The sequence below is a fragment of the Azospirillum largimobile genome, assembly GCF_977007025.2.
Genome location: NZ_CDRMUA020000001.1, coordinates 2,026,997 through 2,042,923 on the forward strand (window position 1 = coordinate 2,026,997; position 15,927 = coordinate 2,042,923).

Sequence of the window (15,927 nt, forward strand, 5' to 3'; positions counted from 1 at the left end):
GAACCGACGTCCTGCTGCAGTGCGGGACAGGGAATAACCACAAAAATTTTGGGTGATAGAGATGACGGACCAAGCGGTTACCGCCGATGCTTACTTCGGTGAAGACGAGAACCCGGCCGGGTTGCTGACCAACTGGGGCAACTCTCCCTATCTCGTCTTCCCGGCCATGCTGCTGATTTTCATCATGCCGCTGGCGATCATCTTCCATCCGACCTGGATTGTGCTGCCGGCCGTGCTGTGGAGCTTCGGCATGATCGCCACGATCATCAAGCTGACCCGCGGCTGACGCCCGGTCCGGCAAAAGGACATGCGAAGGGGGGCCGTTCGCTCCCCTTCGCGCTCCAATCCTCTCAAGCCAGATCGATGACACCCCCGCCGGCGGGAAGGCGCCGCAGCCGCGCGACGGCTTGGCGCGAGACCCGCGGCCCCGGCGGCGACCTTCGGCGGTCCGTTTCCGCCTGAACCACCATCCGCCAGACCAGATCCACCGTCTCGGCCGCATGTCCGCGCCCGGCGAGATCGGCCGGCGAAAGGCCGCCGTCGAGAAGGCCGCTCAGCAGATCGTCCAATGCCTCGACCGGCGGCAATCCGGCCGGCGTCGCGGCCTTCAACCGACGCGCCAGCACACGTTCCGGAACCACCCGGCCGGCCGGCCCGCGCGATCCCGCCGGCTGGTTGACGTTGCGCCAGCGCGCCAGTTCCAGCACCTCGGTCTTCGGCAGGTCGGCCAGCACGGCATAGCCGCAGCCCGACTCCTCCGGCACGAGGCCGAGCAGCCGGTCGGTGCGGTCGGCGGTCGACAAAAGCAGCGCCCCCATCCGCTCCGCCAGCGCCGCCAATGTGGCGGCGCGCAGACGGGCATGCAGCCGGTCCGCCGCACCGGCCGACTCGCGCCCGGCAAAGGCGGGCGCCAGCAGCGAGTCGGCAGCCTTCAACACCGGACCCAGCGCCACATTGTCCAGGCGGCAGCCCAGCAACTCGACGATTTCGGCCGCATCGTCCAGGCTGTCCGCCAGCGCATCGACCTCGCTGCCCGGCAGCGGGGCGCGGACGGCCAGCACCCGCTCCGGCCCGAGCGCATCGACGGCGATGGCGGCGGTCAACGCCGAGTCCAGCCCGCCCGTCAGGCCGACCACCACGCCCGGCGCGCCGCCTTTTGCCACTGCGTCGCGCAGACCCAGCATCAGCGCACTGTAAAGCGCCTCCGTCCCCTCGACCGGGGCAATCATTTCGGCTTCGGAACTGTCCCAGGAATCATCGTCACCACGTTCCCAGCGAGACAGCAGCAGATGCTCGGCGAACAGCGGGGCCTGGGCAACCAGCCGGCCGCCGGACGCGAGGGCGAAGCTGCCGCCGTCGAACACCCGCTCATCCTCGCCACCGACCGCGTTCACCGCGACCAGGGGCAGGCCGCACTCCACCACCCGCGCGACGGCGGCTTGCACCCGATCATCGGCACGGCCGGGGGCGAAGGGGCTGGCCAGCAGCGCGACCAGCAGTTCGGCGCCGCTTTCGGCCAGCGTTTCCGTCACGTCGGCGCTCGCAAGATCGCCGCCGACCAGCAGGCCGACGCGCACGCCACGGACATTCACCGGTCCCGGCATCGGACCGATGTCGAAACGGTCATCCTCCGGTGCGCCAATCTCGCCACCACCCATTTCGGCCTGGAAACGAACCGCGGCGATCTTGCCCGCGTCGAGCAGCAGAGCGGCATTGTGCCGCTTGGCGCCGTCACGGCAGGGGGCACCGACCAGCAAGGCCGGTCCGCCATCGGCGGTATCCGCCGCCAGCGCCCGGGCCGTCGCCTCTACGGCGTCGAGGAAGGCGGGCTGGGCGATCAAATCCAGCAGAGGAACGCCGGACAGCGCGCCGGCCGGGCAAACGACGAGGTCGGCGCCACGGGCTGCGGCCTCCGCCCGGGCGGCGCGGATGCGGTCGGCGTTGGCGGCGAGACTGCCGGCGGCCGGATCGGCCTGGGCGAGCGCGATGGAAAGTCGGTCGGTCATGATGGCTGGTTCCCTTCTTGCGGGTCCTTTTGCCATCAGGGTAGCAGCGCCCCCGGCCGGGCGAAAGCCGCCGCTCGTCGCAGGTCGTCACGCAGGCGGAACAAGTGGCGAAAAGCTTGGATAGAGAAGATATGAAGACTTCGACGATTAGTAAGGTAACGAAGTTGTTTCAATCATTCAAAGAAGTGTCCGAAATTAACAACTGGTAAAGGTTGCCGGCGTCATGCTTCCACTTGCACACAAACTACGCGATGCGGGGGCATCCATGTATTACGCGGAGCTCAGCGGCCCGAACGGCAAACCGTCGGTGCTGTCCACGGCTGTGCAGAACGGCTCGTCAAAGACGGCCGGCACGGCGAAGGACGCGCTGGCCAAATCGGACGCGAAATCGGTCGATGGCGACAAGGCGGATAAGAAGAGCCAGTCGCCGGCCTACACCATCAGCCAGTCCATGGAATCGCTGCTGGACAGCATGACCGGCAAGGGCGGCGCCCAGGGGGCGGGCGGGGGTGGCGCCCTGGCGGCCGGCAACAGCGGCGTCGACCGCGCCAAACAGGCGCAGTCGCTGATGCAGTCGGCGCTGGACCACGGCAACGATCTGGCCGGCATGTTCGGCAAGGGCATCGACGCGCTGAAGCAGGGACTGGGCGACACGCTGAGCATGCTGGGCGTTCCGAAGAACCGCATCGACGACGCGGTCAGCGGCTTCGGCGACAAGCTGAAATCCAAGCTGGACGGCATGGACCTCAGCCAAATGTCGGTGGACATGCAGGCCACACAGTCGCAATGGTCGATCGAATCCCACGGGATCGAACTGGAGATCCAGGACGGCGACCGCAGCGTCCGCATCTCCTTCGCCAAATCGACCCTGGACTTCCGCCGCGACGACCAGCGGCTCCAGGCCTCCCTGGGCAAGGGTGGCGACATGGAGCTGAGCGCCATGGGCATGACCACCACGGCCACCGGAAAGTCCACCGGCATGATCGTCCGTTCCGAAGGCTTCAGCGAGGACGAGATCAAGGACATCCTCGGCAAGCTGAACGACATGGCCTCCAAGTCCGGCGGCGACGGGATGAAGGGGCTGGCGGTGCTGAAGCCGACCACCTCCAAGGACGGCGTCACCCATTTGACGCTCGACCTGTCCGCCCCGGTTGCCGGGTTGTCCAGCGGCAAGGACGGCGCGGCGGTGAAGGAAGCGGCGGCAGCCTCGGCGTCGGGCTCGACTGCGAAGCCGCAGAGCGTCGACCTCAAGGCCTGAGGCGCTTTTTTCGCATCCAACTTGTCACAGCGCCGGCCCGGAACCGACCGGACCGGCGCTTGCCCATGCCGGATGGCTTCATTACAAGCGGACTGACGCCGGCCGGACAGCCGTGCCTCACCCGTTCCCGGAACCATCGCCCGGACAGAAGTCATGACCGACCGCGACACGCTGCTGGCCCTGAACCAGGCCTTCTACCGCGCCTTCACCAACCGCGACGCCGCCGCGATGGAAGCGCTGTGGGCGGAGACGCTGCCCGTGTCCTGCATTCATCCCGGCTGGACCGCCCTGTTCGGCCGCGATGCCGTGCTGACCAGCTGGCGCGACGTTCTGCGCGCTCCCAGCGGCATCACCGTCGAGGCGCGGAACGAGCGCGTCACCCTGCATGGCGACACCGCCCTCGTGGTCTGCGAGGAGACGCTGGGTGGTGCCGTGCTGGCCGCCACCAACCTGTTCGCACGGGAAAACGGCAGCTGGCGTCTTGCCCACCATCAGGCCGGTCCGATCGCCCAGGCCCGCGCCGACGTGGAGGTCCCCGCCAAGGCACCGCGCCGCCTGCATTGAAGACGGTGCCGGCTCAGGGCAGGCTCGCCACCTCCGGCCGGGTTTCAAGATGGCGGACGAGGTCGATCACGACCCGATCGGCGGTGACCTGATCGGGATCGCTGTTGGTCAGCGCCACCACGCCCCAGCGATGCGCCTTCGAAAAGGCGATGTAGGCGTTGAAGCCGCCGGTGGAGCCGGAATGCCAATGGATCGGCGTTCCATCCCCCGCCCAGGCAACGAACCAGCCGAGCGCCATCGCCCCGGCCCCCAGGCTTCCCGCGTCGGCCAGAGCCCGGCCATCGACCTGCACCGTCTGCGCCAGGGCCAGGGTCGCCGATGCCGCGGGGGCGCAGCCCTGTCCGTCCGGTCCGGCGGCGCGGCCGGGACAGTCGCCCAGGTTGGCGGACAGCCAGCGCAGCATGTCGTCGGCGGAGGAGTAGAGGCCGAAGGCCGGCAGCATCGCCGGCGCCTCCCAGTCCGGCACGATCCGGCCGCGGGCGTGGCCGGCCGCCTTGCGCGCCCGCTGCTCCGCCGTCGGCTGCAGGGTGGTGTCGCGCAGGCCGAAGCGGTCGGTCACCACCCGCTTCAGCAGGGCGTCAAAGGATTGGCCGGCGGCGGCGGAAAGCGCCTCCCCCAGCACCGCCATGCCGGCGTTGGAGTAGCTGAAGCGCACGCCCGGCGGCACCGGCAACCGATAGCCGGACAGCCACAGCCCGAGTTCGGCCCGCGACAGTGGCTTGTAGGGATTGCGCGGATCCTCCAGCCGGTTCCAGGAAAACCGCGGGGTCTCCGGCACGCTGGGCAGGCCGGCGGTGTGGGTGGCAAGGTCGCGCAGGCGGATGCGCAGGCCGTCATGGTCCGGCAGATGGGCGACCTGCACCGGCCCGACGCGCCGCAAATGCCGTTCCAGCGGATCGTCGGGGGACAGGCGGCCCTCCCGCACCAATTCCGCCATGATGGTGCCGGTGAAAGGCTTGGTGAGGGAGGCGATCTGGAACAGCGTGCGCCCGTCCGCCGGTCCGCCGTCCGGACGCCCGGCGTCGCCGCGCCCGACCACCAGCGTCTGGCCGTCGCGGATCACGCCGACGACCAGACTGCCCGCCCCGGCCGGCGGCTGGCGCTCCTCCACCGCGCGGGTCACCAAGTCGGCCAGCGGATCGCCGCTCCTCTCACCGGATCGATCGAGTCCGATGGCCCCGGTCGGGCCGAGGGGAACACTCCACAGCAGCAGACATAAAACGCCCAAGAGCAGCCTGCGCCGCATCCCCGCCTCCGCCCGGCCTCAAAATCGCAGGTTCGGAGAGTGGGGGGAGGGTCGACGGGCGGACAGGGCCGCGAAGGGCGATTCGGCGAAAGACGGCGGCGGAGCGGTGGGGGGTACTCCCCAACCACCCGCGCTGCCTCAACCGGTCACTTCAGCCGGGCATTCGGCCGGGCGGTCATTCAGTGGGGCGGTCATTCGGTCGGGACATCAGCCTTTGGCGGACGGCGGTCCTTGACGATGGACAGCGGAACGTCGTCGGCCGCGATCTCCAGGATCGGATGGCCGTCCAGCAGCGACGGGCAACGCTTCACCTGGGTGAAGGCCAGGAAGAAGTCGGCCTTGCGCCAGTCCGGCTCGATCCCGTTGACCAGACGCAGCCAGGGCGGCAGTTCGAACCGGACTGCCAGCGTGTTGCCGCAGACGGTCAGGGTATACTGCCGCGGCGGGGGGCGGCCGTCGTTCTCGCGCTCGACATACTCGATCAGTTCCTGCAGCGCTTCATGCAGGGAATTGCCCCAGTAATCCAGTTCGAACTTGCCGTCGGCGCCCCGTACGCCTCCGACGAACTGGTTGTAGTACACGTACTGGTTCGGATGCATGGCGCCCAGCTGCCACGCGTACACCACCGCGACCACGGTCATCGCGGCGGCGAAGCCCTGCCCCAGCGCCCGGCCGCCGCGCTGGCACAGCGTCCACAGCCGGTCGGCGGCGATGGCGGCCATCACCACGAAGGGCGGCACCAGGAACAGGAAATGGCGGATGCCGTTGTAGACCGACGGCCGCATCAGGATGAACAGCAGGATCGGCAGGAAGCCCGCCAGCGCCAGTGGGGTGTAGCGCACCAGCGTGAAGGCGCCGGTCCGCCGCCAGCCGCCGCGGGCCAGCCAGATCCCGGCCAGCACCACCGCCGCGGCGACGCCGATCACCACCGCTTCCGGCAGCTTCACCGCCAGATAGACCGGCAGATACAGGGCAGGCGGGTCGTTGGAATGGACCAGTTCGCCCATGAACAGGGTCTGGATGTCGATGGGGAAGTGCGAGACGACGCGCAGCGCCTCCAGGGGATTGCGGAACGGCCTCTGCACGACCCAGGGCCAGAACACGGCCATGATCGCATAGGCGACGGGGATCGCCGGCCACAGGGACAGGAAGGCGCCGCGCGCATCGACCAGTGCCCAGCGATGCCCCTCCTGCCGCGTCACCAGGGCGAAATGCAGAGCCATGGCGACCGCGAGATAGAAACCGGCCAGCACCCCGCCGACGCGGATCGCCAGCGTCAGGCCCAGCACCAGCCCGAACTTCAGCACCGCGCTGCGGTTGGGCCGCGGCAGCTGCTTGAGGATGCGGGTGGCGAAATAGAGCGTCCACACCATTCCGGCCGCGAACGGCACGTCCTTGGTGTTGTTGAACATTGCACCGTAATAGACACCGCTCAGCGACAGCAGCGCCGCGGCGATGAAGCCTGCGCGCGGGCCGGCCAGCAGCCGGGTGTAGCGCCATGTCCCGGCAATGCCCAGCACGCCGACCAGCGCGCAGAGCAGATGCCGCGTCTCGTATTCCTCGAAGGGGGAAAAGGGCACGATGACGGCGGTGACGAGGTCGAACAGTCCGCCGTAATAGGCCAGATCCTTGAAATGGAAAGCAGAACGGTCCTGGAAGAAACTGGTGTAGTAGGACAGCAGCTTCTTGCCGTAGATGTGCTGCACCTCCTCGTCCGTGCTGATGCCGTAGCTGAGGAAGGTCAGGGCGGCAAGGATCAACAGCCCCAGCAGCAGTGCGCGCGACAGCCCGTCCCACAGCGCCGCCTCGCCGCGCGGCAGTGCGAGGCCGGCGGCAGTGGCGATACCGGAGGCGGGGGATGGCGGGGCGGTTCCGGAGGGACGGCGTCGGGCGGCGGGCATCCCGTCACCGGCATCTTCGTCGCCGGTGCGCAGGCGGGTCTCGATGCTCATCGCCGCCGCTCCTGACCCGCCGGATTGCCGACCGGATCGAACTGGTGCTCGTGCTCCTCATCCGACGGACCGAAGCCGTGGGCTGAGCGTACGATGAACAGCGGTCTGCCCTTTACCTCTGCGAAGACGCGGCCCAGATAGTCGCCGATGATGCCCAGCGTGATCAGTTGGATACCGCCCAGGAACAGCACCGCGACCAGCAGCGATTCATAGCCGGGCACGTCGACGCCGTGGAGCAGCGTGCGGACCAGCCGGATAAGGATGTAAACGAAGGCCACGCCCGACACGGCCATGCCCACCAGGCTCCAGACCCGCAGGGGGAAGGTGGAGAAGGCGGTCAGACCATCGAAGGACAGGCGCAGAAGCTTGACGAAGCCCCATTTGGTGTCGCCCCCGGCGCGCTCCCCCTGTTCATAGGGGATGGCGGCCTGCCGGAAGCCGACCCAGGCGAAGATGCCCTTCATGAAGCGCGTGCGCTCCGGCATCCGGTTGATCACCTCGACCACGCGGCGGTCCATCAGGCGGAAATCACCGACCTCGCGCGGAAGCTTGATCTCCGACAGATGGTCGAAAACCCAGTAGAACAGCTTGGCGAACAGCCGGTGCTTCAGGCTCTGCCCGACGCGGGCGTGCCGTACGGCGACGACCACGTCGAACCCCTCGCGCCATTTGGCGATGAAGGCCGGCAGCAGTTCCGGCGGATGCTGCAGGTCGGCGTCCATCGGCACCACGGCGTCGCCGGTGGTGTGGCTGAGCCCGGCGGACAGCGCCAACTCCTTGCCGAAGTTGCGCGACAGGTCGACCACCTTCACCCGCGGGTCGCGGTCATGGACGTCCAGCAAACGGTCGACGGTGTCGTCGCGGCTGCCGTCGTTGACGCAGACCACCTCCCAATCCATCTCCAGCCCGTCCAGCACCGGGGTGAGCCGGGCGAACAGGGCGTCGATGTTGGGACCTTCGTTGTAGAAGGGGATGACCACCGACAGGCGTCCGCGCCGCGGACGGCCCGAACGGTCGGTGCCCGACCGGCCGGTGGATGGCTGGCCGGTGGGTGGCTGGCCGGTGGGTGGCTGGACATCGCCGGGACGGCGTGCGGAAGCGGTGCGGGCATCCGAAGAGGCCGCGGAAATGGGCGCGTCGGGAATGGACATGGCCAGCCGTCGGGTCAAAGCGTCAGAGACCGGGAGGAAGAGGGATCGGCGACGACCCCGGACGGCCGCTGCGCCCTTTGGCATATACCACGATACCAGGGGATGTTCAAAATGCCTCTCCTGTGACCGCCGCGGCACAAAAAATGGCCTTTCCGCCCGTGAAAGCGCCCGCGGGACGGCAGCCCGCGACCCCACGCAACGGGCAAACATGCAAGGCGTCCGTTTATTCCACGCCCGCCGCCCATCGCGTTCCCCTGCGTCACCCGGGCCCCTTCCCGCTGCCCGCCCCTACGGCCCGGCCATACCGGGGCATGTGGCATGCTTCCTGAAACAGGTCGCAGGGGCTGACCTTTCCCGGTCGCCTTGACCAAGCGCTGAGCAGCGCCCCTGTGCCGCGGAGGCCTCGACCATGAGCCTTTTCAATCGCTTTTCCGTGGGTTCCAAGATCACGGCGGCCAGCGCCGGCATCCTGGTGTTCCTGGTGCTGATCGGCGGCATCGGCGTGGTGGCCCTGTCCGATGCCGGCGGTGCGGTGGAGACCTACCGGCGGCTCGGCCAACAGACCAACGAGGCCGGGCGCATCCAGGCCCTGATGCTGGAGATGCGCCAGCAATCCACCCGCTTCCTGCTGACCGGAGATCCAGAAGTCGGCACCACCGTCCGCCGTCTTGCCGGCGAGGCGGCGCAGACCATCGACAAGGCCCGCACCCTGTTCGCCGACCAGGCCCTGCTGCAGACCGTCGACCACATGGCGCTGGAGATCGCCCAGTATCAGGAGGCCTTCGCCGCGACGATGGAACTGCAGGCCCAGCGCAGCAAGGCCATCGCCGAACTGGACGAGATCGGCCCCCGGCTGGAGGGTGCCCTGGACACCATCATGGACAGCGCCGGCGCCGCCGGCGACACCGACGCCGCCTATCTGGCGGGCATGGCGCTGCGCCACATGCTGTCCGCCCGTGTCTCGGCCACGCGCTACAACGTCGACGGCTCCCCGGCGCTGGCGAGCCAGACCCGCTCGCAATTCACCGACGCCGCCAGCCGCGGCGGTGCGATGATGGCGAAGCTGACCGACCTGGACCGCCGCAAGATGGCGATGTCCTATACCGCGATGCTGCGCGTCTACACCACCGGCTTCAACGCCGTGGTCAAGGCGACGACCGAGCGCGACCGGCTGGTGACCGAGGTGCTGACCCCCGTCGGCGATTCCATCGCTGCCGAGGCCGAGCAGCTGACCGTCGCCAGCGTCGACCATCAGAAGCAGCTGGGCGAAGAGACCGGCGCCTTCATCACCAAGGCGCTGACCGTGATGATCGCCGCTTCTCTGGTCGCGGTGGTGCTGGGGCTGGCGACCGCGCTGCTGATCGGGCGCGGGCTGTCGCGCCCGGTGGTGGCGATCACCGACCGCATGACCCGGCTGGCCGGCGGCGACCGCAGCGTCGACATCCCCGGCCTGGACCGCGCCGACGAGATCGGCGGCATGGCCAAGGCCCTGCAGGTCTTCAAGGACAGCCTGATCGAGAGCGACCGGCTGGCCGAGGCCCAGCGCGCCGACCATGAGGCGCGACGCAGCCGCGGCGAGCGGATCGACCGGCTGACCCAGGAGTTCGACCGGCTGGTCCTGGCGGCGCTGGGCCGGGTGTCGGCGGCGGCGACGCAGCTTCAGGCCACCGCCCAGACCATGTCCGCCACCGCCGAGCAGACCACCCGTCAGGCCGACGCGGTCGCCAGCGCTTCCCATGAGGCGACCGGCAATGTCGAGACGGTGGCATCCGCGACCGAAGAGTTGACCGCCTCCATCGCCGAGATCGGCCGGCAGGTGGCCGAAAGCACCCGCATCGCCGGGCAGGCGGTCGCGACCGCCGAGAAGACCGACGGCACTGTCCGCGGGCTGGTCGACGCCGCCCAGCGCATCGGCGAGGTCGTGCAGCTGATCACCGACATCGCCAGCCAGACCAATCTTCTGGCGCTGAACGCCACCATCGAGGCGGCGCGCGCCGGTGAAGCCGGCAAGGGCTTCGCGGTGGTGGCGTCGGAGGTAAAGAACCTCGCCAACCAGACCGCCAAGGCGACGGAGGAGATCGGCAGCCAGATCGCCGGCATCCAGGAGATCAGCCGGCAGGCCGCCGGCGCCATCGCCGAGATCGGCCGGGTGATCGCCGAGATCAACCACATCTCCACCACCATCGCCGCCGCGGTGGAGGAGCAGGGTGCAGCCACCAAGGAAATCAGCCGCAACGTACAGCAGGCGGCGCGCGGCACCCAGCAGGTGTCCGGCAACATCGCCGGCGTGTCGGAGGCCGCGGCATCCACCGGCGACGCCTCGCGCGAAGTGCTGACCGCCGCCGACGGATTGAACCATGAGGCGACCGACCTGCGCGGCTTCGTGTCGCGCTTCCTGACCGACATGCGGGCTGCGTAAGAAACGGTATCGAACGTCAGCGCGGCCGCGACGCTTGTGGCGCCGGCGCGACCCGAACGGACCGGGTCTTGCCGGCGCCCTTCTTCTGACGGGCGGCCCTGCTCTTTTGCCCGGTTACATTCCCCTTGCGCCGGGACGCCCCCTTGGGCACATAGGCGCCATGATCCTGACCCCCATCGCCATCGACGACATGCCGAAGGCCATCGCGGCCTTCGACGCCCATCTGGACGGCCATGCCCAAGCGCGGGCCGCCTTCCGCCGGATCGCCGCAACCTGGCCCGTGCGGCCGGAGGACGAGCCCGGCGGTGGCGTCGACACGCCGGCCCACCGGGCCGAGGCGGTGCGACTGGCCCATGCCCATGGCATCGACACGCTGGACGAGCCGCCCAGCCGCTCCTTCATGTGGGACGGCAAGGTGATCCGCACCGATGTCGAGGCGACGGTGATCGTGCATGAGGTGGCGCATTGGCTGTGCGCGGCGCCGGAGCGGCGGACGCTGATCGACTACGGCCTGGGCCCCGGCCCGGAGACCACCGCTCGCAAGGAGGCTCGCGCCGACAAGCGCCTGTGTTTCGAGGACTGCATGCATGAGGAGCAGCAGACTTCGCTGCTGGGAGTGCTGTGGGAGGTGGAACTGGGCCAGCCGGGGATCCTGGCCTTCCTGGAACAGAACTGGATGGAGCATTGGGAGCGGCCGAGCACCGCAGCCTTCTTCATCCGCCACGCCGAGGAACTGTTCACCCGCGGCCTGATCGACGCCGACGGCCGCCCGACGACCGCGCGCGAGTGGGCGGATGCGCGGCGCGGAGTGCTGGTGGGGTAAGCGTAGGCTTACGATTGCCCCCACCTATCCTCCCCCGCTGGGCGGGGGAGGATAGGTGGGGGGCTAACGCCCCCAAGTCTCAACCATCACGCCGCGGTGATGCGGGCGATGAAGGCCTCGATCTCGTGGTCCAGGCGATTGAAGCTGCGCGACAGCTCTTCCGTGGTGTTCTGCACCGAGCCGGCGGAATGGCCGGTGGTCTCCGCGGCCTGCTGGACCAGACGCATTTCCTGCATCACCGCCATGGTGTCGACGGCAGCGCGCTGGGACCGGGCGCTGATGTCGCGGGTGGCGGCGTCCTGCTCCTCCACCGCGGCGGCGACGGTGCCGAGCGACTCGTCGACCTGACGGATGGTGCCGACGATGGCGCGGATGGCGCCGACTGCCGCATGGGTGGCGGCCTGGACCGCCGCGATTTCCGCGCCGATCTCCTCCGTCGCCTTGGCCGTCTGGTTGGCGAGGCTCTTCACCTCCTGCGCCACCACCGCGAAGCCCTTGCCCGCCTCGCCGGCGCGTGCCGCCTCGATGGTCGCGTTCAGCGCCAGCAGGTTGGTCTGGCCGGCGATCGACTGGATCAGGCCGACGACCTCCTCGATCTTGCGGCTGGCCTCGCTCAGCCCCTGGACGATGCTGTCGGTGCGGCCGGCCTCGTCCACCGCGCCACGGGCAAGCTGCGCCGACTGGCTGATGGAGCGGGTGATCTCGTCGATCGAGGCGCGGAGCTGCTCGGCGCCGGCCGCCACGCTCTCGACCTCGCTGGTCGCCTCCTGCACGGAATGGGCGACGCTGTCGCTGTGGTGGCTGGTCTGCTTGGCATTGTCGAGCATCGAATTGGCTTCGTTGCGCATCGACGTGGCGGAGCGCACTACCTCGCCCATCATCGCCTTGACCGACGCCTCCAGGTCGTTGGCGAGCGCCGACATCGCCTGACGCCGTTCCTGGTCGTTGCGGATGCGCATCGCCTCCTGCTCGCGGGACAGTTCCTGCACCCGGACGGCGTTCTCCTTGAACACCTGGACGGTGCGGGCCATCTGGCCGATCTCGTCGCCGCGGTCCGCGGCGGGAATGTCGGCTTCCAGGTTGCCGCGGGCCAGCCGCTCCATCACGTCGGTCAGGCGCACGATCGGCCGGGCGATGTTCATGCCGATGAACAGGGCAACGCCGACCGTCACCAGCAACGCACCCCCCGCCACCAGCATGAAAGCCTGGGTCGTGTTGTCGACCGACGCGTTGACCAGGGTGTAGGCGTCCGTGGAGACCTTGCGCTTGTAGGTCAGATAGTCGCGGCTGGTCGCCTGCAGGCGGGTGTAGGCCGACTGCACCTCCTGCAGGAAGTCCAGCGGATCGACGCCCATCTTCAGCAGGTCGAGGAAACTTCCCACCTTTGCAAGATAGGTCGCGGCGTCGCTGCCGAACCGCTCGAAATACTTCGCTTCCTCGTCGGTTTCGGCGGTGGCGCCCTTCAATGCTTCCGATTGGCCCTTCAGCTTGTCGAGCTGCGCGTTGAGCGCCTTCATCTCCTCTTCCACCGCCTTGGGCGAGGCGTTCGCGCTGCTGAGGATCACCGTTCGGTACATGCCGGCGTGGGCCACCGTCAAGGTGTCGGTCAGTCCCTGGATCTCCGCCTCGCGTGTGAAGGAGCGGTTGAACAGGGTATCGAGCAGCGTCGACTGCTGGGTGATCGCCGACCAGCCGAGCAGCGCGATCACCAGCATGCCGATGATCGCCGTCGTCGCCGGAATGGCCATCTTGACGGGGATGTGGAAGTTGTTGAGGAGGGTCATGGGGCACCTGCGTCGGCCGCCGGTCCGTGGCGCGAACCATCCGGCATTGCTTTGGAGCGGAGGAACGGGCCGCGGTCGCACGACGCCGGCGGCACCATCGGCGCCGCCCTGCGTTCCGCCATCGCCGCACCGCTCCGCGATACGTGGTTGGAACGAGATCCCTTTACGGGTCCGAATCCGCATCCGGGGCGGCCGTCCCGCCGGCACGATCGCCACCGCGTCATCTCATCCCGGAAATCTTTTTCAATGATTAACGGGGCTTCTTTTGTCTGAGTCTTTGATCTGTCACAACCGATCGCCGATTTTTCGGCATATCCCCGCATGTACTTCTCGGTCATACTATCATATGCACCACAAAAGACCGGATTTCTCTTTTCCGGATCGGACCCGGCCGGATACCGCCGCATTGGCGGCAGACTCTCCTTTTCCGTGTTTTTCCCGAACAAGAGACAGCCTCTGCGCAGACGAGTTGCTTCGGAATTCATACAATTAGAGGCTAACAGGATTTCACTCTCGCATCAATGGCGAGCAATCCGGTCATACTGCCGCATGCGGCATGTGCACCGGCGCGCCTTCCCGCCGGATGCACGGCGGGTGGCCCCAGTCGATTTCCAGTCTTTTCAAATATATGCCAAATAAATGCGCCTTCGCAGCGGCCCTGCGTCAGCCCGCGGCCGATACCATGAAGGCGATGGAGATCGACACCGGGGACAGCAGGGTGGAGATCAGCAGCGACATCGACACCACATCCCTCCCGGCGTTGTAGCGCTCGGCGAAGACGTAGGCGTTGATGCCGATGGGCAGGGCCGCGGCGGTCACCGCCGGGGCGACCCACACCGGCGGCAGGTCGAAGACATGGGTGGCCAGCAGCCAGGTCAGCAGCGGATGCAGCCCGGTCTTCAGCAGGGCCACGACCGTCGCGGGCAGCACCGCGCCCGAGGCCGGGCTCAGCGCCAGCGACGCGCCCAGCATGAAGCAGGCGCAAGGAAGCACCGTCTGCGCCATCATGGTGAAGCTCTTCATCACCATGGGCGGAATCGGCAGATGAATCAGGTTGGCCGTCAGCCCGAGAATGACCGACACCACCAGCGGGCTGGTCAGAGTCGCCTTGGCCGCCCCCAGCGTCGCCTGCACCGGACGCCCCGACCGGCCGCCGCGCGCCGACCGCTGGGTCTCCGCCAGCATGGTGGCGGAGGTGAACAGCAAGGGCGACTGGAAGACGATCAGCAGCATCACCGGCACCGCCACCGTCGGCCCATAGGCCTCCATGATGATGGGCGAACCGAGAAGCGCGATGTTGGAAAAGGAGCTGGCAAGGCCGATGGGTGCGATCTGCTCCCGCCGGCCCGCCATCCGCATCCACAGCCCGCCCACCAGGAATACCGCCACCGCCGCGATGTAGAAGGACCCCAGCACCGCCCATTCCAGAGGATCGGGGATATCCGCCCGCGCCATGTTGGAGAACAGCAGCGCCGGCAGCGCATAGATGCCGAGGAAACGGGAAAGCCCCTGAACCATCGCATTGCTGAACCCGCGGTAGCGCGCCGCCCAGTAGCCAAGGGCGATCAGGCCGAACATCGGCAGGACGATCTGGAAAATCAGCGACATGGACGCGGCACCGTGTGGGCGGGGTCGGCCGGTCGGGCCGATAATGCGGGGGCTTTCCTTACACCGATCCGCTCATTCGGCGGGAACGATCTCCAGCGGCGGGACACCCAGCACGTCCACCAGGGTGGCGCCGGCCTCAATCTGCTCGGTCCACTGGCGCTCGCGTTCGAGCAGGGCGAGGCTCTGGGTCAGGGCGGCATCGGCGAAAGCCAGCGGCACGACCACCACGCCGTCCTCGTCGCCCAGGATCAGGTCGCCGGGGTTGACCGGCACGCCGCCGATGGCCGCGGTGACGTCCATCTTGCCGCCGAAATTCTTGTGCGGGCCACGGGCAACGGCCCCCTTGGCGAACACCGGCAGGCCGAGTCCGCGGATTTCGTGCAGGTCGCGGACGGAGCCGTCGACCACCAGCCCGCCGAGCGCCCGGCGCTTGCAGCAGCGCACCACCCATTCGCCGGCCAGCGCCACGTCGTCCAGACCGCCGCCGGCCACGACGACGACGTCGCCCGGTTCGGCCAGGCTGACGGCATGATGAACCATGCTGTTGTCGCCGGGCATGGTGACGACGGTGCGGGCCTGACCGCAGATGCGCATGCCCGGCACCATCGGCTTGATCCGCGAATCCATGCTCTGGCAGCGGTTCAGCGCATCGGAGGCGACGCTGCTGGGCACCGACGACCATTTGGCGAGGGCGTCGGTGGACAGCCGGCGGTAGTCGACGAGGTAGCGTTGCATGGCCATGGCAGGGTCCTTTCTTCGGATTGGTCTTCGTGTCTGGATCGGGTTCGGAGGGGGCGTGGGGGCGGTGGCGATTCCTGCGTCGGTCGATCCCGAGACCGGCCGACCCGATATGGCGGACCCGTCCGCCATGCGGCCGGGTGACCGGCGCCGGCGAACGGGCCAAGCGATCCAGGCGTCCTTATGCGGGAAGGCTTCGGGACTTCAACGCGCTTTTCCGCGGATCATCTGCGAGCGGCACAACCCCCGGAGCTTTATACGCCATTTATTTAGATTTTGAAGTGTACCCGCATAGGCCGTCATACGCAAGGAGGTTTACAATCTGTAAATACGTCATAGGAAATTTCATCTCTTGATGCTGGTTATGACAAAGCATCA

General features: G+C 68.1%; 12 protein-coding genes. 5 read left to right on the forward strand and 7 right to left on the reverse strand.

Translation table 11 applies throughout. The features are described from left to right. Nucleotides 1-61 precede the first annotated feature (61 nt). Complete coding sequence (locus tag ACWPKK_RS09540) at nucleotides 62-286, forward strand: hypothetical protein (protein ID WP_310112345.1); 225 nt, start codon at nucleotides 62-64, stop codon at nucleotides 284-286. A 64-nt stretch (nucleotides 287-350) separates the two neighbouring features. On the opposite strand, the gene nadE is transcribed toward ACWPKK_RS09540, so the two are convergent. Beyond that, nucleotides 351-2,006, reverse strand: coding sequence for an NAD(+) synthase (nadE, locus tag ACWPKK_RS09545; protein WP_452003161.1), 1,656 nt, complete (start codon nucleotides 2,004-2,006; stop codon nucleotides 351-353). 265 nt (nucleotides 2,007-2,271) lie between these two features. Here nadE and ACWPKK_RS09550 point away from each other — a divergent pair, with 265 nt between their 5' ends. Both ACWPKK_RS09550 and ACWPKK_RS09555 read left to right on the forward strand, forming a co-directional pair. Continuing rightward, entirely contained in the window at nucleotides 2,272-3,264 is a 993-nt protein-coding gene (locus ACWPKK_RS09550) for a hypothetical protein (protein ID WP_452003163.1), read from the forward strand. 153 nt (nucleotides 3,265-3,417) lie between these two features. Continuing rightward, complete coding sequence (locus ACWPKK_RS09555) at nucleotides 3,418-3,828, forward strand: nuclear transport factor 2 family protein (protein WP_324868542.1); 411 nt, start codon at nucleotides 3,418-3,420, stop codon at nucleotides 3,826-3,828. A gap of 13 nt (nucleotides 3,829-3,841) precedes the next feature. On the opposite strand, the gene ACWPKK_RS09560 is transcribed toward ACWPKK_RS09555, so the two are convergent. The 3 genes from ACWPKK_RS09560 to ACWPKK_RS09570 form a co-directional block, all read right to left on the reverse strand. Further along, on the reverse strand, nucleotides 3,842-5,074 hold the full coding sequence (locus ACWPKK_RS09560) for a serine hydrolase domain-containing protein (RefSeq protein ID WP_452003166.1): 1,233 nt from the start codon (nucleotides 5,072-5,074) through the stop codon (nucleotides 3,842-3,844). A gap of 191 nt (nucleotides 5,075-5,265) precedes the next feature. Then, complete coding sequence (locus tag ACWPKK_RS09565) at nucleotides 5,266-7,026, reverse strand: ArnT family glycosyltransferase (protein ID WP_452003169.1); 1,761 nt, start codon at nucleotides 7,024-7,026, stop codon at nucleotides 5,266-5,268. Next, nucleotides 7,023-8,177 carry a glycosyltransferase family 2 protein gene (locus ACWPKK_RS09570; RefSeq protein WP_452003172.1) on the reverse strand — a complete coding sequence of 385 codons (1,155 nt, stop codon included), beginning with the start codon at nucleotides 8,175-8,177 and terminating at the stop codon, nucleotides 7,023-7,025. The genes ACWPKK_RS09565 and ACWPKK_RS09570 overlap by 4 nt, the downstream gene beginning before the upstream one ends. Before the next feature lie 409 nt (nucleotides 8,178-8,586). On the opposite strand from ACWPKK_RS09570, the gene ACWPKK_RS09575 reads away from it, so the two are divergent. Together ACWPKK_RS09575 and ACWPKK_RS09580 are read left to right on the forward strand one after the other, a co-directional pair. Beyond that, nucleotides 8,587-10,596, forward strand: a complete 2,010-nt coding sequence (locus tag ACWPKK_RS09575; RefSeq protein ID WP_452003174.1) for a HAMP domain-containing methyl-accepting chemotaxis protein — start codon at nucleotides 8,587-8,589, stop codon at nucleotides 10,594-10,596. 160 nt (nucleotides 10,597-10,756) lie between these two features. Further along, complete coding sequence (locus ACWPKK_RS09580) at nucleotides 10,757-11,419, forward strand: hypothetical protein (protein WP_324868532.1); 663 nt, start codon at nucleotides 10,757-10,759, stop codon at nucleotides 11,417-11,419. Between the two features lie 86 nt (nucleotides 11,420-11,505). Here the strand turns inward: ACWPKK_RS09580 and ACWPKK_RS09585 are convergent, their stop codons facing one another. From ACWPKK_RS09585 to ACWPKK_RS09595, 3 genes are all read right to left on the reverse strand, one after another. Next, nucleotides 11,506-13,203 carry a methyl-accepting chemotaxis protein gene (locus ACWPKK_RS09585; protein WP_324868530.1) on the reverse strand — a complete coding sequence of 566 codons (1,698 nt, stop codon included), beginning with the start codon at nucleotides 13,201-13,203 and terminating at the stop codon, nucleotides 11,506-11,508. Nucleotides 13,204-13,866: 663 nt separating this feature from the next. Continuing rightward, nucleotides 13,867-14,811: an AEC family transporter gene (locus tag ACWPKK_RS09590; protein ID WP_452003178.1), complete on the reverse strand. Its 945-nt coding sequence runs from the start codon at nucleotides 14,809-14,811 to the stop codon at nucleotides 13,867-13,869. Nucleotides 14,812-14,883: 72 nt separating this feature from the next. Beyond that, a complete protein-coding gene (locus ACWPKK_RS09595) occupies nucleotides 14,884-15,552 on the reverse strand; it encodes an RraA family protein (RefSeq protein ID WP_310112313.1) in 669 nt (222 codons plus the stop codon). Nucleotides 15,553-15,927 lie beyond the last annotated feature (375 nt).